Source organism: Pseudomonas asiatica (assembly GCF_009932335.1).
Taxonomy (GTDB): domain Bacteria; phylum Pseudomonadota; class Gammaproteobacteria; order Pseudomonadales; family Pseudomonadaceae; genus Aquipseudomonas; species Aquipseudomonas asiatica.
Map to the genome: position 1 here is coordinate 3,832,936 of NZ_BLJF01000001.1, position 21,422 is coordinate 3,854,357.

The 21,422-nt window shown below is 63.2% G+C and carries 17 protein-coding genes; 10 read left to right on the top strand and 7 right to left on the bottom strand.

Going from position 1 to position 21,422, the window contains the following annotated elements; translation table 11 throughout:
* Positions 1 to 29 precede the first annotated feature (29 nt).
* From GYA95_RS17775 to cmoB, 7 genes are all read left to right on the top strand, one after another.
* A complete protein-coding gene (locus GYA95_RS17775) occupies positions 30 to 2,081 on the top strand; it encodes a TonB-dependent receptor (RefSeq protein WP_015271586.1) in 2,052 nt (683 codons plus the stop codon).
* A gap of 315 nt (positions 2,082 to 2,396) precedes the next feature.
* Positions 2,397 to 3,731: a carbohydrate porin gene (locus tag GYA95_RS17780; RefSeq protein WP_013973984.1), complete on the top strand. Its 1,335-nt coding sequence runs from the start codon at positions 2,397 to 2,399 to the stop codon at positions 3,729 to 3,731.
* 30 nt (positions 3,732 to 3,761) lie between these two features.
* Entirely contained in the window at positions 3,762 to 6,173 is a 2,412-nt protein-coding gene (locus tag GYA95_RS17785; RefSeq protein WP_013973985.1) for a glucose/quinate/shikimate family membrane-bound PQQ-dependent dehydrogenase, read from the top strand.
* Positions 6,174 to 6,409: 236 nt separating this feature from the next.
* Positions 6,410 to 8,830, top strand: coding sequence for an endopeptidase La (lon, locus tag GYA95_RS17790; protein WP_054573742.1), 2,421 nt, complete (start codon positions 6,410 to 6,412; stop codon positions 8,828 to 8,830).
* 170 nt (positions 8,831 to 9,000) lie between these two features.
* Positions 9,001 to 9,393, top strand: coding sequence for a protease inhibitor I42 family protein (locus tag GYA95_RS17795; protein ID WP_015271588.1), 393 nt, complete (start codon positions 9,001 to 9,003; stop codon positions 9,391 to 9,393).
* A 147-nt stretch (positions 9,394 to 9,540) separates the two neighbouring features.
* Positions 9,541 to 10,284 (top strand): carboxy-S-adenosyl-L-methionine synthase CmoA, encoded by a 744-nt coding sequence (gene cmoA / locus GYA95_RS17800; RefSeq protein ID WP_015271589.1) that lies wholly within the window; start codon positions 9,541 to 9,543, stop codon positions 10,282 to 10,284.
* On the top strand, positions 10,281 to 11,237 hold the full coding sequence (cmoB, locus tag GYA95_RS17805) for a tRNA 5-methoxyuridine(34)/uridine 5-oxyacetic acid(34) synthase CmoB (protein ID WP_015271590.1): 957 nt from the start codon (positions 10,281 to 10,283) through the stop codon (positions 11,235 to 11,237). Before cmoA ends, cmoB begins: the two co-directional genes overlap by 4 nt.
* A 69-nt stretch (positions 11,238 to 11,306) precedes the next feature.
* Here the strand turns inward: cmoB and GYA95_RS17810 are convergent, their stop codons facing one another.
* Positions 11,307 to 11,510 (bottom strand): hypothetical protein, encoded by a 204-nt coding sequence (locus tag GYA95_RS17810; RefSeq protein WP_015271591.1) that lies wholly within the window; start codon positions 11,508 to 11,510, stop codon positions 11,307 to 11,309.
* 349 nt (positions 11,511 to 11,859) lie between these two features.
* Between GYA95_RS17810 and GYA95_RS17815 the strand changes: the two genes are divergently transcribed.
* Positions 11,860 to 12,534, top strand: coding sequence for a heavy metal response regulator transcription factor (locus tag GYA95_RS17815; RefSeq protein ID WP_003258489.1), 675 nt, complete (start codon positions 11,860 to 11,862; stop codon positions 12,532 to 12,534).
* Positions 12,531 to 13,913: a heavy metal sensor histidine kinase gene (locus tag GYA95_RS17820; protein WP_015271592.1), complete on the top strand. Its 1,383-nt coding sequence runs from the start codon at positions 12,531 to 12,533 to the stop codon at positions 13,911 to 13,913. Before GYA95_RS17815 ends, GYA95_RS17820 begins: the two co-directional genes overlap by 4 nt.
* A 65-nt stretch (positions 13,914 to 13,978) precedes the next feature.
* On the opposite strand, the gene pdxJ is transcribed toward GYA95_RS17820, so the two are convergent.
* The 6 genes from pdxJ to lepA all read right to left on the bottom strand — a co-directional run bounded on the left by pdxJ (position 13,979) and on the right by lepA (position 20,022).
* Positions 13,979 to 14,701: a pyridoxine 5'-phosphate synthase gene (gene pdxJ, locus GYA95_RS17825; RefSeq protein ID WP_153670549.1), complete on the bottom strand. Its 723-nt coding sequence runs from the start codon at positions 14,699 to 14,701 to the stop codon at positions 13,979 to 13,981.
* Positions 14,702 to 14,762: 61 nt separating this feature from the next.
* Positions 14,763 to 15,446: a DNA repair protein RecO gene (recO, locus tag GYA95_RS17830; RefSeq protein ID WP_015271594.1), complete on the bottom strand. Its 684-nt coding sequence runs from the start codon at positions 15,444 to 15,446 to the stop codon at positions 14,763 to 14,765.
* A 170-nt stretch (positions 15,447 to 15,616) separates the two neighbouring features.
* On the bottom strand, positions 15,617 to 16,519 hold the full coding sequence (gene era / locus GYA95_RS17835; protein WP_015271595.1) for a GTPase Era: 903 nt from the start codon (positions 16,517 to 16,519) through the stop codon (positions 15,617 to 15,619).
* The gene (gene rnc / locus GYA95_RS17840; RefSeq protein WP_003258487.1) at positions 16,512 to 17,201 is read right to left on the bottom strand and encodes a ribonuclease III; all 690 of its coding nucleotides are present in this window, start codon (positions 17,199 to 17,201) and stop codon (positions 16,512 to 16,514) included. Before rnc ends, era begins: the two co-directional genes overlap by 8 nt.
* A gap of 161 nt (positions 17,202 to 17,362) precedes the next feature.
* Positions 17,363 to 18,217, bottom strand: a complete 855-nt coding sequence (gene lepB / locus GYA95_RS17845; protein WP_003258486.1) for a signal peptidase I — start codon at positions 18,215 to 18,217, stop codon at positions 17,363 to 17,365.
* 5 nt (positions 18,218 to 18,222) lie between these two features.
* Positions 18,223 to 20,022, bottom strand: a complete 1,800-nt coding sequence (gene lepA / locus GYA95_RS17850; protein WP_013973995.1) for a translation elongation factor 4 — start codon at positions 20,020 to 20,022, stop codon at positions 18,223 to 18,225.
* 202 nt (positions 20,023 to 20,224) lie between these two features.
* On the opposite strand from lepA, the gene GYA95_RS17855 reads away from it, so the two are divergent.
* Entirely contained in the window at positions 20,225 to 21,418 is a 1,194-nt protein-coding gene (locus GYA95_RS17855; protein WP_015271597.1) for a hypothetical protein, read from the top strand.
* Positions 21,419 to 21,422: the final 4 nt, after the last annotated feature.

The window sequence follows — 21,422 nt, forward strand, 5'->3', positions numbered from 1 at the left end:
AAGCATCTGCCAAGGAACGCCCCATCCCCATGCTGTACACACCGCTTCGCCTCTCTCCCCTCGCCGTCGCGCTCTGGCTTGCCGCACCACCCAGCCAAGCGGTGGAGCTCGAGCCCCAGGTCATCACCGCCAACCCTTTGGGTAACAGCCAGCTGGCCGCCCCCAGCACCGTGCTCGAAGGCGACGACCTGCTGCAACAGCAGCACGGCAGCCTCGGTGAAACCCTGAACAAGCAGCCCGGAGTCGCCTCCACCTGGTTCGGCCCTGGCGCCAGTCGCCCGGTAATTCGTGGCCTGGATGGCGACCGCATTCGCATCCTGCGCAATGGCGTCGGCGCCCTCGACGCTTCATCACTGTCCTACGACCACGCCGTGCCGCTGGACCCGGTGACCGTCGACCGTGTCGAGATCGTCCGTGGCCCGGCCGCCCTGCTCTACGGCGGCAACGCCATCGGCGGCGTGGTCAATACCTTCGACAACCGCATCCCGGATGCCCCCATCGAGGGCATCCACGGTGCCGGTGAACTGCGCTACGGCGGCGCCGATACCACCCGCAGCAGCGCTGGCAAGCTGGAGGCCGGCAACGGTGCCTTCGCCCTGCACCTGGATGCCAACAGCCGCCAGTTCAACGACCTGCGCATCCCCGCTTACGCGCGCAGTTCCAAGGTGCGCGATGCCGACGAACCCGGCAGCAAGCACCGCCTGGAAAACAGCGACGGCCGCCAGGACGGTGGCGCCCTGGGTGGCGCCTACCATTGGGACCACGGTTACGCCGGCCTGTCGTACAGCCGCTACGACAGTAACTATGGCTCGGTGGCCGAGCCAGGTGTGCGCCTGGACATGAAGCAGGACCATTACGCCTTCGCCTCCGAGCTGCGTGACCTGGACGGCCCCTTCACTTCGATCAAGGTCGATGCCGGCTACACCGACTACGAGCATCGTGAAATCGAAGAAGGCGAGGTCCACACCACCTTCAGGAACAAGGGCTATGAAGCACGTATCGAAGCTCGCCACCAACCGCTCGGGCCGGTAGAAGGCGTGATTGGCGCCCAGGTCAGCCGCAACGAATTCTCCGCGTTGGGCGAGGAAGCCTTCGTCCCGCACACCGACACCGACAGCCTGGCGCTGTTCATGCTGGAGCAGTGGCAAGCCACCGAGCGCCTCAACCTGAGCCTGGGTGCACGCATGGAGCACACCCGGGTCGATCCGGATGCCAAAGGCAACGAGAACTTCGCCGACGCCGACAGCGCCAGCAGTTTCAACACCTTCAGCCTGTCTTCCGGGGCGGTGTACCAGCTCGACCCAGTCTGGTCGCTGGCCGCCAACCTCGGCTACACCGAGCGCGCCCCGACCTTCTACGAGCTGTATGCCAATGGTGCCCACGTGGCCACCGGAGCCTTTGAAGTCGGCGATGCCAGCCTGAACAAGGAAAAAGCCGTTTCCGCCGACCTGGCCCTGCGTTTCGACAACGGCACCCACAAGGGCAGTGTCGGGGTGTTCTACAGCCACTTCCGCAACTACATCGGCCTGATCAGCACCGGCAACATCCGCGAGGGGCATGACCACGATCATGATGAGGATGACCACGACCATGATCACGATCATGACCACGGCGGTTTCCCGGAGTACCAGTATCAGGGCGTGCGGGCGCGATTCTATGGCATCGAGGCCCAGGATCGCTGGCAGCTGGCCGAGAACCGTTACGGCAGCTTCTCGTTGGAAGTGTCTGGTGACTACACCCGGGCCAAGAACCTGGACAGTGGCGAGCCGCTGCCCCGCATCGCCCCGCTGCGCCTGAACAGCGGTCTGGTCTGGGAGCTGGACCGCTGGCAGGCGCGGGTCGACGTGCAACACGCTGCGTCTCAGCATCGCAAACCGGCCAACGAAACCAGCACTGATGGCTATACCACGCTAGGGGCCAGCGTTGGTTACCGCTTCGAAGTTGGCCAGAGCCAGTGGCTGGCGTTTGTGCGCGGCGAAAACCTGACGGACCAGACCGTGCGCTATGCCAGCTCGATCCTGCGCGACATCGCCCCGGCGCCGGGGCGTAGTGTGGAAGTGGGTCTGCGTACCACCTTCTGAAATCGTGGGGGCGCTTCGCGCCCCTTTCGCCGGCAAGCCCCACCGGTATTGCTTCTGCCTCAAGTGCAACGCCATCCTGTGGGAGCTGGCTTGCCGGCGATTGGGCTGCAAAGCAGCCGCCTCTGCAGCCAATTATTACCTGTCGAACAACAATCCACTGCGACAATTTGTCTTTTTTTCTTACAACTTCCCCTATATCCTCCCCGCCGCAAGCTGAATCGCTTCATTGAAACCATCTTGTCGCCATTTCCATTGAAGGGCCCGCCCTTCGATGCGCTTGCCGTTTATTCAACAATCAGAAGATAGCGCTATCTCATGCTCCAACTGCCCAAAACCTGTTACATCGGCCTAGCCCTCAGCGCCCTGGCGGCTCCCAGCAGCGCCAGCGAGATGTTCGCCAGCGATTCGCCATGGATGCTCGGCGACTGGGGTGGCACCCGCAGCGAACTGCTGGAAAAAGGCTACGACTTCACCCTCGGCTACACCGGCGAGATGGGCAGCAACCTGCATGGTGGCTACGACCACGACCGCACCGCGCGCTACAGCGACCAGTTCACCTTCGGCAGCCACCTGGACCTGGAGAAGATCCTCGGCTGGAACGACACCGAATTCCAGCTGACCATTACCGAGCGCCACGGCGACAACATCAGCAACGACCGTATCAACGACCCGCGTGTCGGCGGCTTCACCTCGGCCCAGGAGGTCTGGGGCCGTGGCGAAACCTGGCGGCTGACGCAGATGTGGATCAAGCAGAAGTACTTCGATGGCGCACTGGATGTGAAATTCGGCCGTTTCGGCGAAGGCGAAGACTTCAACAGCTTCCCCTGCGACTTCCAGAACCTGGCCTTCTGCGGCTCGCAGGTAGGCAACTGGGTAGGTGGCATCTGGTACAACTGGCCGGTCAGCCAGTGGGCCCTGCGCGTCCGCTACAACCTCAGCGATGCGCTCTACGCCCAGGTCGGCGTGTACGAGCAGAACCCCTCCAACCTGGAGTCGGGCAACGGCTTCAAGCTCAGCGGCAGCGGCACCCAAGGCGCGGTAATGCCGATCGAACTGGTATGGAGCCCACAGGTCAATGGCCTGAAAGGGGAATATCGCGCCGGCTACTACTACAGTAATGCCAAGGCACAGGATGTTCTCAAGGACAGCAATGGCCAGCCGGCAGCCCTCAGCGGCGCCGCCTACCGCAGCAGTTCGAGCAAGCACGGCTTGTGGCTCGGCGCCCAGCAGCAGGTGACTTCGCTGGCGTCCGACCAGTCGCGTGGCCTGAGCCTGTTCGCCAACGCCACGGTGCACGACAAGAAGACCAATGCCATCGACAACTATGTTCAGGCAGGACTGGTATACAAAGGGCCATTCGACGCCCGCGCCAAGGACGACATCGGTTTCGCCCTCGCCCGCGTGCACGTCAACCCTGCCTATCGCAAGAACGCGCGTCTGGTCAACCAGGCCGCCGGCATCGACGACTATGACAACCCCGGTTTCCTGCCGGTACAGGACACCGAGTACAGCGCCGAGCTGTATTACGGCATCCACTTGGCCGACTGGCTCACGGTACGCCCCAACCTGCAGTACATCCGCCACCCAGGCGGGGTGTCGCAAGTCGATGGCGCCCTGATCGGCGGCCTGAAGATCCAGAGCAGTTTCTAACCCCTTTCTTGACCTGACGGAGAACCTACGATGAGCACTGAAGGTGCCAACAATGGAAGCCGCTGGCTACCGCGCCTGATCGGCGCGCTGCTGTTGCTGATGGGCCTGGCCCTGCTGGCTGGCGGCATCAAGCTGAGCCAGCTGGGCGGATCGCTGTACTACCTGATCGCCGGAATCGGCTTTGCCCTGTCTGGTATCCTGCTGCTGGCCCAACGCCGCATCGCCCTGGGCCTGTACGGCCTGGTACTGCTGGGCAGCACCGCATGGGCCCTGTTCGAAGTGGGCCTGGACTGGTGGCAACTGGTGCCACGCCTGGCCATCTGGTTTGCCATCGGCGTGGTCCTGCTGCTGCCTTGGGCGCGTCGTCCGCTGGTCGGCCCGGCCAGCAAGGCCAACACTGCGCTGCTCGGCGTTGCAGTGGTAGCATCTGGCGCTTGTGCCCTGGGCAGCCAGTTCACCCACCCCGGTGAAGTGTTTGGCGAACTGGGCCGCGACAGCAGCGAAATGGCCAGCGCCGCCCCGGCCATGCCCGACGGTGAATGGCAGGCCTACGGCCGCACCGAGCATGGCGACCGCTATTCGCCACTGCGCCAGATCACCCCGCAGAACGCCTACCGCCTCGAAGAGGCCTGGCGCATCCGCACCGGTGACCTGCCGACCGAAAACGACCCTGTGGAGCTGACCAACCAGAACACCCCACTGAAGGTCAACGGCATGCTCTATGCCTGCACCGCGCATAGCCGCTTGCTGGCCCTGGACCCGGACACCGGCGCGGAAATCTGGCGCTTTGATCCACAGGTCAAGAGCCCCGTCGGCACCTTCAAAGGCTTTGCCCACATGACCTGCCGTGGCGTTTCGTACTATGACGAAAACCGTTACGTCAGCCGCGACGGCAGCCCGGCACCGAAAATTACCGACGCCGGCCAAGCGGTGGCCCAGGCCTGCCCTCGCCGCCTCTACCTGCCGACTGCGGACGCCCGCCTGATCGCCATCAATGCCGACAACGGCAAGGTCTGCGAAGGCTTCGCCAACCAGGGCGTGATCGACCTCACCACCGGCATCGGCCCGTTCACCGCTGGCGGCTACTACTCCACCTCGCCAGCCGCAATCACCCGTGACCTGGTGATCATCGGTGGCCACGTCACCGACAACGAATCGACCAACGAGCCATCCGGCGTGATCCGCGCTTACGATGTACACGATGGTCACCTGGTGTGGAACTGGGACAGCAACAACCCGGACGACACCCAGCCACTGGCCCCCGGCAAGATGTACAGCCGCAACTCGGCCAACATGTGGTCGATCGCCAGCGTCGATGAAGACCTCGGCATGATCTACCTGCCACTGGGCAACCAGACCCCGGACCAGTGGGGCGCCGACCGCACCCCGGGCGCCGAGAAGTACAGCGCCGGCGTGGTCGCACTCGACCTGGCCACCGGCAAGGCTCGCTGGAACTACCAGTTCACCCACCACGACCTGTGGGACATGGACGTCGGCAGCCAGCCGACCCTGGTCCACCTGAAGACCGACGATGGCGTGAAGCCGGCAATCATCGTGCCGACCAAGCAAGGCAGCCTGTACGTGCTCGACCGCCGCGACGGTACGCCGATCGTGCCGATCCGCGAGATCCCCACCCCTCAAGGTGCGGTGAAGGGTGACCACACCTCGCCGACCCAGGCCCGCTCCGACCTCAACCTGCTCGGCCCTGAGCTGACCGAACAGGCCATGTGGGGCGCCACGCCGTTCGACCAGATGCTGTGCCGCATCCAGTTCCGCGAACTGCGTTACGAAGGCCAATACACTCCACCGTCCGAGCAAGGCTCGCTGGTCTACCCGGGCAACGTCGGTGTGTTCAACTGGGGTAGCGTGTCGGTCGACCCGGTGCGCCAACTGCTGTTCACCTCGCCCAACTACATGGCCTTCGTGTCGAAGATGATCCCGCGTGAGCAGGTGGCCGAGGGCAGCAAGCGCGAAAGCGAGACCAGCGGCGTGCAGCCGAACACCGGCGCACCGTACGCAGTGACCATGCACCCGTTCATGTCGCCCCTGGGCGTACCGTGCCAGGCCCCGGCCTGGGGCTATGTCGCCGCCATCGACCTGTTCACCAACAAGGTGGTGTGGAAGCACAAGAACGGCACCACCCGCGACAGCACCCCGGTACCGATCGGCCTGCCGGTTGGCGTGCCGAGCATGGGCGGCTCGATCGTCACCGCTGGTGGCGTCGGTTTCCTCAGCGGCACCCTGGACCAGTACCTGCGCGCCTATGACGTGAACAACGGCAAGGAACTGTGGAAAGCCCGCCTGCCCGCGGGTGGCCAGGCCACGCCGATGACCTACACCGGCAAGGATGGCAAGCAGTACGTGCTGGTGACTGCCGGCGGGCATGGCTCGTTGGGCACCAGGATGGGCGACTACATCATCGCCTACAAACTGGCTGAGTAAAGTTGCCGAGCCCCGCCAGCGGGGCTCACTCGTTGTAGTGGCCTCATCGCCGGCAAGCCAGCTCCCACAGGTACTCCATTAGCCTTGAAAGCAGTGGGCCACCTGTGGGAGCTGGCTTGCCGGCGATAGGGCCAGAACAGGCCACCAACGATCCCCTCCCTCCTGCCATCATCTACCATTGAAACCCATCCCCCCGCGCCCCATCTAAGCACCATAGTCATTCACGCAGGTGCCCCATGAGCGACCAGCAGGATTTCCCGGAACATCCCGACGAACACAGCGAAGTCGAACACACCACACCCCAAGCCGAAACCGGCCACGCCCTCGCCCTGCCCGGCCAGCAGCTGCCGGACAAGGTCTACGTGATCCCGATCCACAACCGTCCGTTCTTCCCGGCCCAGGTGCTGCCGGTCATAGTCAATGAAGACCCTTGGGCAGAAACCCTGGACCTGGTAGCCAAGTCGCCAGACCACAGCCTGGCCCTGTTCTTCATGGATACCCCGCCAGAAGACCACCGCCACTTCGATACCTCGGCGCTGCCGCAGTACGGCACGCTGGTAAAGGTGCACCACGCCAGCCGCGAAAACGGCAAGCTGCAGTTCGTCGCCCAGGGCCTGACCCGGGTACGCATCCGTACCTGGCTCAAGCACCACCGCCCGCCGTATCTTGTAGAGGTCGAATACCCGCGCCAGCACGCCGAGCCGACCGACGAGGTCAAGGCCTACGGCATGGCGCTGATCAACGCGATCAAGGAACTGCTGCCACTCAACCCGCTGTACAGCGAAGAGCTGAAGAACTACCTCAACCGCTTCAGCCCCAACGACCCGTCGCCGCTCACCGACTTCGCCGCCGCCCTCACTTCGGCCACCGGCAACCAGTTGCAGGAAGTGCTCGACTGCGTCCCCATGCTCAAACGCATGGAAAAGGTCCTGCCGATGCTGCGCAAAGAGGTCGAGGTCGCGCGCCTGCAGAACGAGATCTCGGCCGAAGTCAACCGGCAGATCGGCGAGCACCAGCGCGAGTTCTTCCTCAAGGAACAGCTCAAGGTCATCCAGCAGGAGCTGGGCCTGACCAAGGACGACCGCAGCGCCGACCTGGAGCAGTTCGAGCAGCGCCTCGAGGGCAAGACCCTGCCGGACCAGGCGCGCAAGCGCATCGACGAAGAGATGGGCAAGCTGGCCATCCTCGAAACCGGCTCGCCCGAATACGCCGTCACCCGCAACTACCTGGACTGGGCAACCGCCCTGCCCTGGGGTGTGTACGGCAAGGACAAGCTCGACCTCAACCACGCGCGCAAAGTCCTCGACCAGCACCACGCCGGCCTCGATGACATCAAGGAGCGCATTCTCGAGTTCCTTGCCGTGGGCGCCTGGAAAGGCGAGATCAGCGGCTCGATCGTGCTGCTGGTGGGCCCGCCTGGGGTAGGCAAGACCAGCATCGGCAAATCCATCGCCGAATCGCTCGGCCGGCCGTTCTACCGCTTCAGTGTCGGCGGCATGCGTGACGAGGCCGAGATCAAGGGACATCGCCGCACCTACATCGGCGCCCAGCCCGGCAAGCTGGTGCAGGCCCTGAAGGACGTCGAAGTGATGAACCCGGTGATCATGCTCGACGAGATCGACAAGATGGGCCAGAGCTATCAGGGCGACCCGGCTTCAGCGCTGCTGGAAACTCTGGACCCAGAGCAGAACGTCGACTTCCTCGACCACTACCTCGACCTGCGCCTGGACCTGTCCAAGGTGCTGTTCGTGTGCACCGCCAACACCCTGGACTCGATCCCCGGGCCATTGCTCGACCGTATGGAAGTGATCCGCCTGTCCGGCTATATCACCGAAGAGAAACTGGCTATCGCCAAGCGCCACCTGTGGCCCAAGCAGCTGGAAAAGGCTGGCGTGGCCAAGACCAGCCTCGGCATCAGCGACAGCGCCCTGCGTGCGGTGATCGAAGGCTATGCCCGCGAAGCCGGGGTACGCCAATTGGAGAAACAACTGGGCAAGCTGGTGCGCAAGGCCGTGGTCAAGCTGCTGGACAACCCCGAAGCCAAGCTGAAGATCGGCACCAAGGACCTGGAAGCTGCGCTCGGCATGCCCGTGTTCCGCAGCGAGCAGGTGCTGGCCGGCAAAGGCGTGATCACTGGCCTGGCCTGGACCAGCATGGGCGGCGCCACGCTGCCGATCGAAGCCACCCGCATCCACAGCCTCAACCGCGGCTTCAAGCTGACCGGCAAGCTGGGTGAGGTGATGAAAGAGTCGGCCGAAATCGCCTATAGCTACGTCAGCTCCAACCTCAAGCAGTTTGGTGGTGACCCAGGTTTCTTCAACGAAGCGTTCATTCACCTGCACGTGCCCGAAGGCGCCACGCCCAAGGACGGCCCAAGTGCCGGTATCACCATGGCCAGCGCCCTGCTGTCGCTGGCCCGTGACCAGGCGCCGAAGAAAGGGGTGGCCATGACTGGCGAGCTGACCCTGACCGGGCAGGTACTGCCGATTGGCGGTGTGCGCGAGAAGGTGATTGCAGCACGGCGGCAGAAGATCTTCGAGCTGATCTTGCCGGAGCCTAACCGCGGGGACTATGAAGAACTGCCGGACTACCTGCGCGAAGGCCTGACCGTGCATTTCGCCAAGCGCTTTGCCGACGTGGCCAAAGTCCTGTTCTGAGCTGCTCCGGCCCCTTCGCGGGCTTGCCCGCTCCTACAGGGAAATCACAGTTTTCAATTACTGTGCAATACCTGTTGGAGCGGGCAAGCCCGCGAAGAGGCCGGCACAGGCAACACAAATCTCCTCGATCATCGGTTATCCTCAGGCCATCGCCAGCCTCCGGAGCCAACATGACCGCCCCTCGTCTGCTCGTTCCCCTGAGCTTCGCCCTGATTTCCGCCTGCGCTCAACAGCCTACGCAACCCGTCGAACTGGACGCCGAAAGCGAATGCCCGACACGCCTGCAGGTTGGCCAGGTGCTGACACTGACCCTGCCCAGCAACCCATCCACCGGCTATCGCTGGCGCGTCGAAAAACCCGCCGCCAATGTACTGCGCAGCCTTGGCCCGGAGGTGTACAGCGCTCCCGAGGAGGAAGACCTGGTCGGCAATGCCGGTGTCTCCACCTGGCGCTACCAGGCCAGCGGTACCGGCGATGGCCAGTTGGTGCTTGTGTACCAGCAGCCGTGGGCCGCAGATATTGCGCCCGTACAAACCTTCGACTGCAAGATCATCGTCCGCTAAAGGCCGCAGCTCCGTCCCGGGCAACCTGAACGGCCACTTGTTAGGGGCAGAGGCCCCTCGGCGCCCCGCCCCTTGAGCGCCGCCATGGCAAGAATCGCGGCCTTTGGCTAAAATGCGTCTCCGTTTCACCCTGTATCGAGCCCTCCCGTGAGCAAACAACCCGACCGCCTTTTCGCCCAGCCCCTGGAGCAAGTGCCCGACTTCGCCTTCAACGAGGATGTGGTGCGCGTGTTCCCGGACATGATCAAGCGCTCGGTGCCAGGCTACCCGACCATCGTCGAGAACCTCGGCGTGCTGGCCGCGCGCTTCGCCCAGCCGCACACCGCGTTGTACGACCTCGGTGCCTCGTTGGGTGCCGTTACCCAGTCGCTGCGCCGCCATGTGCGCAGTGATGGCTGCCGGGTGATTGCCGTGGACAACTCCGCGGCGATGGTCGAGCGTTGCCGCCAATACCTCACTGCCCAGGACTCGATGTTCCAGGAACTGCTGCCAGTGCAGGTGCTGGAAGCCGACATCCTGGCCCTGCCATTCGAGCCCGCCTCGGTGGTGGCGATGAACTTCACCCTGCAATTCGTCGCCCCCGACCAGCGCCTGGAACTGCTTGGCCGCATCCGCCAGGCGCTTTTGCCCGGTGGTGCGCTGATCCTCTCGGAAAAACTGCGCTTCGCCGATGCGGAACAGCAGGACCTGCTCAATGAACTGCACCTGGACTTCAAACGTGCCAATGGCTACAGCGAACTGGAAATTGCCCAGAAGCGCAGCGCCATCGAGAACGTGATGAAGCCCGACACCCTCGAAGCCCACCAGGCGCGCCTGCGCGCAGCCGGTTTCTCGAAGGTGGTGCCCTGGTTCCAATGCCTTAACTTCGCCTCGTTGATTGCCCTGCCATGATCGATCTGTCCCCCCTAGTCCGCCGCCTGGCGGGCACGCCCCTGGCTTCCTGGTCGCAAGGCCTGCAAGCGCAACTGGAAGCAAAGCTGGAGAAGGGCCACGGTGACCTCGACCGCTGGCGCGGTGCGCTGGAAGCCCTGCCCGCCCTGCAGCCGAGCGAAGTCGACCTGGTCAACGGGCTGCGCCTGGACTGCGATTGCGACGACGCGACCCGCGCGCAGATGCATCATGCACTAATGGGACTGTCGCCCTGGCGCAAAGGCCCCTTCGACCTGTTCGGCGTGCATGTGGACACCGAATGGCGTTCAGACTGGAAATGGTCGCGGGTTGGCCCGCACCTGGACCTCAAGGGCAAGCGCGTGCTCGACGTGGGCTGCGGCAACGGCTACTACCAGTGGCGCATGCTCGGTGCCGGTGCCGACATGGTGATTGGCGTCGATCCCAACTGGCTGTTCTTCTGCCAGTTCCAGGCCGTCCAGCAATACCTGCCAGAGCTGCCCGCCTGGCACCTGCCGTTCGCCCTGGAAGACCTGCCGGCCAACCTTGAAGGTTTCGACACGGTGTTTTCCATGGGGGTGTTCTATCACCGCCGCTCGCCCATCGAGCACCTGCTGGCGCTGAAGGACTGCCTGGTAAAAGGCGGGGAACTGGTGCTGGAAACCCTGGTGATCGAGGGTGACGAAAACCAGGTGCTGGTACCTGAGGACCGCTATGCACAGATGCGCAACGTCTGGTACCTGCCGTCGGTACCGGCCTTGGAGCGCTGGTTGCGCCGCGCCGGTTTCAGCGATGTGCGATGCGTCGACGTGAGCGTGACCAGCGTCGAGGAACAGCGCAGCACCGAGTGGATGCGCTACCAGTCGTTGGGCGACTTCCTTGACCCGAACGACCACAGCAAGACCATCGAAGGCCTGCCGGCTCCACGCCGCGCCACCCTGCTGGCACGCAAATGAAAAAGGCGCCCGGTTGGGCGCCTGAATGCACCCGCGCCGAGGAGCTGTCGCGGCGCAGGTGTTGTTACCTCAATCCTTGGCCAACTCGCGGGCCTTCTCCTGTGCCTTGCGCTCACGCTCTGCGACGGCCTGTTGCTTGTCGCCGTACAGGCGCTGCTGGTCTTCGCGGAACGCTTGCCAGAATTGTTTCGAACGTTCCGCACCGCCCTCGGCGTGAACACTGGCGCTGCCCAGGGCAAGGGTGGCCAACAGCAGGAATTTGGTCAGGTTCATCGTGGTTGCCTCGTGATAGCCGATCAGATACGGCCATCCTAGCGAGGGCCAGCTAACGGCAAGGTGAGGCGGGGATTACAGTCTTGCAATGTGGCCTTGTTTCGCCTGTTCGGGCCCTATCGCCGGCAAGCCAGCTCCTACAGGATCACCACAGGTCTTGGAAACTGTGCAGTACCTGTGGGAGCTGGCTTGCCGGCGATAGGGCCCTAACAGACAGCCAGATAACGGCAGCATTACAAATCCGTTATCTGCGCCGCGCGCCCTTACTCATGCCGTAACATCCCGCTCCTTGACCCTGATGCCACTACAGGGTCGAGAATCGCCCCCTTTCATCACACCGAGCCCATCCATGCGTCTACTGATCATCGAGGACGAACTGCGCACCGCCGACTACCTGCAGCAGGGCCTGCGCGAGAACGGCTACGTGGTCGACTGCGCCCACACCGGCACCGATGGCCTGCACCTGGCCCGCCAGCAGCCCTACGACCTGGTCATTCTCGACGTCAACCTGCCCGAGCTCGATGGCTGGACCGTGCTGCAGCGGCTGCGCGCCGAATCGGCCACGCGCATCATGATGCTGACCGCCCATGGCCGCCTGGCCGACCGAGTCAAGGGCCTGGACCTGGGTGCCGACGATTACCTGCTCAAACCTTTCGAGTTCCCGGAACTGCTGGCCCGTATCCGCAGCCTGCTGCGCCGCAACGACCAGCAACTGCAGCCCAGCACCCTGCGCGTCGCCGATCTGGAGCTGGACCCCGGCCGCCACCGCGCCTACCGCGCCGGGCAGCGTATCGACCTGACCGCCAAGGAATTCGCCCTGCTGCACCTGCTGATGCGTCAGACCGGCGAGGTGCTGTCGCGCACCCAGATCATCTCGCTGGTGTGGGACATGAATTTCGACTGCGACACCAATGTGGTCGAGGTTTCGATCCGGCGCCTGCGGGCCAAGATCGACGACCCGTTCGACAACAAGCTGATCCATACCCTGCGTGGCGTCGGCTACGTGCTCGAGGCACGCTTTTGAAAAACGCCAGTCTGTCACTGCGCCTGGGCCTGAGCGTGACGCTGATGGGCGCCGCACTGGTACTGCTGCTGGCCTGCCTGGCCGTGTTCGCCCTCGATCACGAACTGGACAGCCGCGCACGCAAGGACCTGGCGCGCAAGATGCTGCAGGTCGAGCACAACCTGCGCGTCGACCTGCGTAGCGAAGACCTGGGCAGCCGCGCCCATCCCTTGCTCGACCTGGTGATGGGGCACGATAACCTCAGCCTCAGCGTGCTGGCTCTCGAAGGCCGCCACCCGCACCTGCTCAGCCTCGGGCCGGCGCTGGAATCACAGGTAGGCGAGCTGCGCACCGATGCCCGTCTGGCCTTTCATGCGTGGCGCGACAGCAATGGCAACCAGATACTCACCGCGACCCGGCTGATGCGCCTGCGCGACGACACCCCGGTCAAGGTGATGATGTCGCTCAACCGCGCCGACGACAACGCCCTGCTGCAGGCCTATCTGCATTCCACCTTGCTCGCGCTGCCGTTGCTGCTGTTGCTGATCGGGGCCGGTGCCTGGTGGCTGATGCAGCGCGGCCTGAGGCCACTGCGGCACTTCCGGCGCATTGCCGGGCGGGTGTCGGCCCAGGACCTGCAACATCGCCTTCCCGCTACCGGCCTGCCGCTGGAGCTGGCAGAGCTGGCCAGCAGCATCAACGTGATGCTCGACCGCCTCGATCAGGGCGTCAGCCAGCTGTCGCAGTTTTCCGATGATCTGGCCCATGAACTGCGCACACCGTTGAGCAACCTGATGGGCAAGGCGCAAGTGACGCTGGCCCGCGAACGGGACAACGCGAATTACCGGGAAGTGCTGGAAGACAGCATCGAAGAACTGACCCGGCTCAACCGCATCATCAATGACATGCTGTTTCTCGCCCAGGTCAGCCAACCCCAGGCCCAGGTCGCGCTCAAGCCCATGGCATTGGCCGACGAGACGGCGCGGGTTGTCGAGCTGTTTGCGTTCAGTGCCGAGCTGAAAGGGGTTGAGTTGCGTGTGCAAGGCTGGGGGACGGCGCAGGGTGATCGGCTGATGTTTCAGCGGGCACTGTCGAACCTGTTGAGCAATGCCATTCGGCACTGTCCGGATGGCAAACCTGTGGAACTGTGCATCGAGCGCGTGGGCAGCGAAGTCAGGCTTTCGGTGGAAAACCAGGGGCCTGGTATTGCTGAAAAGCACCAGTCGCGCTTGTTCGAGCGGTTTTACCGGGTGGGCTCGGGGCGCTCGCGGCTGGAGGGAGGGACCGGGTTGGGGCTGGCGATCGTGAAATCGATCATGCAGTTGCATGGTGGGCGGGTCGAGGTCAGCAGCAGGCCCTTGGGGCCGACCCGGTTTACCCTGGTATTTCCTGCCGAGTAATACATCGCTTGTGCCGGCCTCTTCGCGGGTTTACCCGCGAAGAGGCCGGTACAGGCGACCAGAGATTAGCGCGAAGCCGCCACGATCAGCGCCTTCATCTCGGCCACAGCGGCCTTGAAGCCGACGAACAGCGCATGCGCCACCAGCGCATGACCGATGTTCAGCTCATTGATGCCCTTGATCGCCGCCACCGCCTCCACGTTGTGGTAGTGCAGCCCGTGGCCAGCATTGACGATCAACCCCTGCCCCACGCCAAACGCCACGCCATCGACGATACGCTTGAGCTCCTCGGCCACTTCGGTCGGGGTTTCGGCATCGGCGTAACGCCCGGTGTGCAGTTCGATGGCAGGCGCACCAACGCGACGCGACGCCTCGATCTGCCGCTCGTCGGCATCGATGAACAGCGACACTTCGGCACCGGTACGCGACAGCCGCTCAACCGCAGCCTTGATCCGTGCCTCCTGGCCCGCCACGTCAAGGCCGCCTTCGGTGGTCAGTTCCTGACGGGTTTCGGGTACCAGGCAGATGTGCGCCGGTCGGATCTTCTCGGCAAAGGCCATCATCTCTTCGGTGACGCCCATCTCGAAGTTCATGCGCGTCTGCAGCACGTCCTTCAGCAGCACCACATCACGCTCCTGGATGTGCCGACGGTCTTCACGCAGATGCACGGTGATGCCATCGGCGCCCGCTTCCTCGGCATCCAGGGCAGCCTTGACCGGATCGGGGTAACGCGTGCCCCGGGCCTGGCGCAGGGTCGCCACGTGGTCGATGTTTACGCCGAGAAGCATGCGGTTGCTGTGAGTCACGAAAGGCTCTCCTGAAGATTGAGCCCCACAGCATACGTCGTGATCAGCGCTTGCGAAACAGTTCCCGGCTGACCAGCGGTTTTGCCCCCAGATGAACCGCCAGTGCCTGGCGCATCAGGCGCTTGGCAGCGAGCAAGGCACCTGGCGCATCCCAGTCGGCTTCGGCCAGGGCCAGCAGTTCGGTGCCGCGGAACAGCCCGGGTTGCACCAGCTCGACCCGCTCCAGGCCGGCATCCACACGCAAGCGGTACAGGCCATCGACCGCGATCGCCTGGTCATTGACGTCGTGGTGCAACGAAAACGCGTAACCGAGCTCGTCCAGCAGCCGCCATTCGAAGGAGCGCAGCAGCGGCTCCAGCGGGCGACCGGCGGCCAAGGCCTGCAAGGTCAGGGTGTAGTGCTCGAACAGCGCCGGGAAAGGCGCTTCGGCGGGCAGCAGGCGCATGAGCAGTTCGTTGAGGTACAACCCGCTGAACAGGGCATCGCCATGCAGCCAGGCGGCGATGCCAGCGCTGTCCATGCGACCGACATTCTTCAGCTCGCCACGCCCGCGCAGCTCCAGTTCCAGCGGCACGAACGGCCGCACCAGGCTGCCACCCTTGCCACGCGCACGGCGCAGCACGGCACGCATGCGGCCCTGCGGGGTGAAGAAGTCCACCAGCGCGCTGGTTTCCTTGTAGGCGCGGCTGTGCAGCACGTAGGCTGGCTGGCCGACAGGTTGTTCCATGGAAGATCACTGGCTCCCTGTGGCTCGGTAAACTGCATATTGGGGCTGCTCTGCAGCCCATCGCCGGCAAGCCAGCTCCCACAGGTACGGCGCATGGCTTGAAGTCGATGCGATCGGGGTGGGAGCCGGCTTGCCGGCGATGGGCCACACCGCGGCCCCAATAGTATTGCTTAGAGGTCGCCGTAGCCCAGCGAGCGGAGGGCGCGCTCGTCATCGGACCAGCCGCCTTTCACCTTGACCCACAGGTTGAGCATGACCTTGGAGTCGAACAGCACCTCCATGTCCTTGCGCGCCTCGGAGCCGATGCGTTTGATGCGCTCACCCTTGTCGCCAATGATGATCTTCTTCTGGCCATCGCGCTCGACCAGGATCAGCGCGTGGATGTGCAGCACGTGGCCCTGCTGCTTGAATTCTTCAATTTCCACGGTGATCTGGTACGGCAATTCCGCACCCAGCTGGCGCATGATCTTTTCGCGCACCAGTTCGGCGGCCAGGAAGCGGCTGCTGCGATCGGTGATCTGATCTTCGGGGAAGAAGTGCTCGTTCTCGGGCAGGTGCTTGGCGATCTGTGCTTCCAGCGCCTGCAGGTTGTGCCCCTGCTGCGCGGAAATAGGCATCACTTCGGCGTTCGGCAACTGCTCCTGGAGCCATTGCAGGTGCGGGATCAGTTCGGCCTTCTCTTCCATGCGGTCGGTCTTGTTGACCGCGATGATCAGTGGGCCCGTCACGTACTGCACGCGCTCCAGCACCAGTTGGTCCTCGTCGGTCCATTTGGTGCGGTCGACCACGAAGATCACCACGTCGACGTCCTTCAGGGCCGCCGAGGCATTGCGGTTCATGTAGCGGTTCAAGGCCTTGTCATTGGCCTTGTGCATACCGGGGGTATCGACGTAGATCGCCTGCACGTCACCCTCGGTCTTGATGCCGAGCATGTTGTGACGGGTGGTCTGCGGCTTGCGCGAGGTGATCGCCAGCTTCTGGCCGAGGATGTGGTTGAGCAGGGTCGACTTGCCCACGTTCGGGCGGCCGACAATGGCCACGTAGCCGCAGCGGGTCGGGTTGCTATCAGTCATTGCCATTCTCCACGCCCAGGGCGATCAGTGCAGACGCGGCGGCGACTTGCTCGGCGATACGCCGGCTAACGCCCTGGCCACGGCTCTTGTTGTTCAGCAGCACCACTTCGCATTCGACGAAGAAGGTCCGGCAGTGCGGTTCGCCCTGGATATCCACCACTTCGTAACGCGGCAGCTCACAGCTGCGCGACTGCAGGAACTCCTGCAGGCGGGTTTTCGGGTCCTTGTTGGTATCAACCAGGGTCAGGCCTTCGAATTCATCGGCCAGCCAGGCCAGCACGCGCTCCCGGGCCGTTTCCATGTCGGCGTCCAGGTAGATGGCGCCAATCAGCGCCTCCAGGGCGTCGGCCAGGATCGACTCGCGGCGGAAGCCACCGCTCTTGAGCTCCCCCGAGCCCAGGCGCAGGTGATCGCCCAGGTCGAAACCACGGGCCAGGCGGGCCAGGGTCTCACCCTTGACCAGGCGCGCGCGCAAGCGCGACAGCTGGCCTTCGCGGGCCTGCGGGAAGCGCTCGAACAGCGCTTCGCCGGCGACGAAGTTGAGAATGGCGTCACCGAGAAACTCCAGGCGCTCATTGTTGCGCCCGGCGTAGCTGCGATGGGTCAGTGCCAGGAGCATCTGGTCCTGGTTCTTGAAGGTATAACCGAGCTTTCGCTCCAGACGGGCAAGGGGAGCACTCATGCAGCCACCCGTTCGTTGTTCAACGCGTTGTTCAAATCAACATCCTGAAAGACTGTTTGGCTGTGGCCCGCCGCGATGTGCGACGAATCTCCCGATCCCTGAGAACACAGCCTATGTCAGAAATGCATTCGGCGCTGCCTGCAGGCCAGCGCCGATGGGTATCAATGGATCAGACCGACCCGCGACAGGTTGGGCAGGTGGCTGAGCTTGGGCTCTGGCCAGCTCATCCACACCGCGAAGGCCTTGCCGACGATGTTCCGGTCGGGAACCATGCCGTGCAGTTCCTTCGGGATGTTCGGGTCATCCCAGTAACGGCTGTCGTTGGAGTTGTCGCGGTTGTCGCCCATCATGAAGTAATGGCCTGCTGGCACGGTCCATTGCTGGTCCGGCGGCATGCGATAACGGCTCATTTCCTTGCGAATCAGGTGTTCGGCCTCGCCGAGCTTTTCCTTGTACAGCTCGGCGCTGCCCAAAGTGCCCGGCTCGGTGCCCACCAGTTGCTCGGCAATCGGCTGGCCGTTGACGAACAACCGCTTGTCGCTGGTGTAGCGCACCTGGTCGCCCGGCAGGCCGACCACACGCTTGATGTAGTTGACGTTCGGGTCGCTAGGGTAGCGGAACACCATCACATCACCGCGTTGCGGGTCACCCACCTCGATGACCTTCTTGTCGATCACCGGCAGGCGAATGCCGTACGAGAACTTGTTCACCAGGATGAAGTCGCCCACTTCCAGGGTCGGTTTCATCGACCCCGAAGGGATCTGGAACGGCTCGACCAGGAACGAACGCAGCACCAGCACGATGAACAGCACCGGGAAGAACGACTTGCCGTACTCGACCAGCAACGGCTCTTTGCCCAGGCGCTCGACCACCGCCATCTCGGGCTGGCTGACGCTGCCCTGGTAGTTGGCGATTGCCGCACGCCGGCGCGGGGCCAGGAACAGCAGGTCGATCAAGCCCAGCAGGCCGCAGACGAAGACGGCGATGACTAGCAACAGCGGGAAATTTAGCGACATAGGACCTAGCTATCCAACCTGAGCACGGCGAGGAAGGCTTCCTGTGGAATTTCCACGTTACCCACCTGTTTCATGCGTTTCTTACCGGCCTTCTGCTTCTCCAGCAGCTTCTTCTTACGGCTGACGTCGCCACCGTAGCACTTGGCCAGTACGTTCTTTCTGAGCGCCTTGACGGTTGTCCGCGCAATGATCTGGCCGCCGATAGCTGCCTGGATCGCCACGTCGAACATCTGCCGAGGGATCAGTTCCTTCATCTTTTCGGTCAACGCACGGCCCTTGTAGGCCGCGTTGTCGCGGTGCACGATCAATGCCAGGGCATCGACCTTGTCGCCGTTGATCAGTACGTCCAGCTTGACCAGATTGGCCGACTGGTAGCGATCGAAATGATAGTCCAGCGAAGCATAGCCGCGGCTGGTGGACTTGAGGCGGTCGAAGAAGTCCAGCACCACTTCGTTCATCGGCAGGTCGTAGCGCACCTGCACCTGGCTACCGAGGAACTGCATGTCGCGCTGCACGCCACGCTTCTCGATGCACAGGGTGATGACGTTGCCCAGGTGCTCCTGCGGCACCAGGATGGTGGCGGTGACGATCGGCTCGCGGAAATCGGCGACAGCCGAGACGTCTGGCAGCTTCGACGGGTTGTCGACGGTGATGGTCTCGCCGGTTTTCAGTTCCAGCTCATAGATCACGCTTGGCGCGGTGGTGATCAGGTCCAGGTCGTATTCGCGCTCCAGGCGCTCCTGGATGATCTCCATGTGCAGCATGCCGAGGAAGCCGCAACGGAAGCCGAAGCCCAGGGCGTCGGAGCTTTCCGGCATGTATTGCAGCGACGAGTCGTTCAGGGTCAGCTTCTGCAGCGCATCGCGGAAGTCCTCGAAGTCGTCGGAGCTGACCGGGAACAGGCCGGCGTAGACCTGCGGCTGAATCTTCTTGAAGCCTGGCAGCACTTCGACCTCAGGGGTCGCGGACAGGGTCAGGGTGTCACCGACCGGGGCACCGTGAATGTCCTTGATGCTGGCGATGATGAAGCCCACTTCGCCGGCCTTCAGGTCGGCGGTCTGGGTGTGCTTCGGGGTAAACACGCCCACGCTGTCGACCAGGTGCACCTTGCCGGTGGACTTGACCAGGATCTTGTCGCCTTTCTTGACGCGACCGTGTCGCACGCGCACCAGCGAGACCACACCCAGGTAGTTGTCGAACCAGGAGTCGATGATCAGCGCCTGCAGCGGCGCCTCGATATCGCCTTCCGGCGCGGGAATGGTCTGCACCAGGCGCTCGAGCACCTCGTCCACGCCCATGCCACTCTTGGCACTGCAGGCCACGGCGTCGGTGGCGTCGATGCCGATGATCTTCTCGATCTCGTCCTTGACGCGATCCGGATCGGCCTGGGGCAGGTCCATCTTGTTCAGTACCGGCATGACCTCAAGGCCCTGCTCGATGGCGGTATAGCAGTTGGCCACAGACTGGGCCTCGACGCCCTGGCCGGCATCCACCACCAGCAGCGCGCCCTCACAGGCCGCCAGCGAACGCGAGACTTCGTAGGTGAAGTCGACGTGGCCAGGAGTATCGATGAAGTTCAGCTGGTAGACCTTGCCGTCCTGCGCCTTGTAGTTGAGCGTGACGCTGTGGGCCTTGATGGTGATACCGCGCTCACGCTCCAGGTCCATGGAATCGAGCACCTGGGCTTCCATCTCGCGTGCCGACAGGCCACCGCACATCTGGATGAAACGGTCGGCCAGCGTCGACTTGCCATGGTCGATGTGGGCGATGATGGAGAAATTGCGGATATGACTCAAATCACTCACGGGTCAACACTCGAAAAGGCTGCGAGCCGGACGCCCGCCGAAAAATAGCCGGGAATTGTACCTTAAGCCGCAGCAGGCCGCCACGCCATCCGGCCGTTGGTGAACACGGTTGCCTGACAGAGGTGCTACCTGACATTTCTGCCAGTACTCACCGCATCGGGAGTCGACCATCCTTGCAAACCTCTCGACCAAGGTGACCAGCATGCCCGAACAACACATGACACCGGGGGATTACGACCCTGCATTTGGAATGAATGGCAGGGCCGAGCTCCCTTCGTTCCATGGCGCTTCAATAGGCCGAAACCTGACTGGCATGGCGCTACAAGGGAGCAGCCTGCTTGTCAGCGCGCTTGCCTTTGACTCCTCCGGGGGGCGTCATTTTGCCCTGACCCGCTTTACCGCAAACGGTTCAGTTGACAACGACTTTGCACAGGGCGGCGTGATCGTTGGCCGTTACGTGATTGACGAACATGCATCGACTGAAGCGCTAACGGTACTGGCTGACCAACGCTTCACAGTGCTGGGATGGAGTGCCCCTACCTCGAACCTACTGGCAAAGCCCAGGCTCACCTGTTACGACCGCGATGGCCGAGGAGGTGAACACCAGCTCCTGAGCGTGCCGCCGGATATGGGCATGGTGATTGGTAGCGGTCGCCTTACAAGCGACGGGCCATACCTCATGGTTTCCTTGAACCTCCAAAAGGCTCAAGGCGCGCGTTCCACGATGGCCAGGGTGTACCTGCGGGAACACACCGGCCAGCCAGCAGCAGGGCTTCAGGAATTCATCGATATTCTACCGGACGCAGGCCAAATTGCTGTCGCCGGAATCGTTCAGTTGCCTGACGGGTTCGTGGTCAGCGGAACCCGCTCGCAGCAGGGGCAGCCCGCAGAAAGCTTTCTCGCTCGCTACCGTCACGACGGCGAGCTGGATTCAGCCTTCGGTGAAGGCGGCACAGTGTATTTCCGGGCTGAGGGTTTCGCTACCGAACTCAACGCGCTGCTAGCCAGGCCGGAAGGACAGCTGCTGGTCGCCGGTAAAGCGACAACCGGAGACAATTCATCACAAGCATTGCTCTGGCAGTTCGATGCCAGTGGCGCGAAGGACCCGACATTTAACGGCGGTGCACCGATACTGGACGACTCAGGTCTGACAGATTGGTGTGCAGTGGCCATCGATGAGCAACATCGGCTGTTTGCGTTCGGCCTGGGCAGGAGCCTGGAAAACCGTCGCTTTCTTGCGGATGGCTCCATTGATACATCCTTCCGACCGATCAATGATCTCGTCGGCATACCCGATGCCATGACTTGCCTGGATAACGGGCAGCGCACTGTGATCGGTTTCAACTCAACCGCAGTTGCTGGATACCTCGGCACGTTGATGTCCATTTTCAACTGAGCCC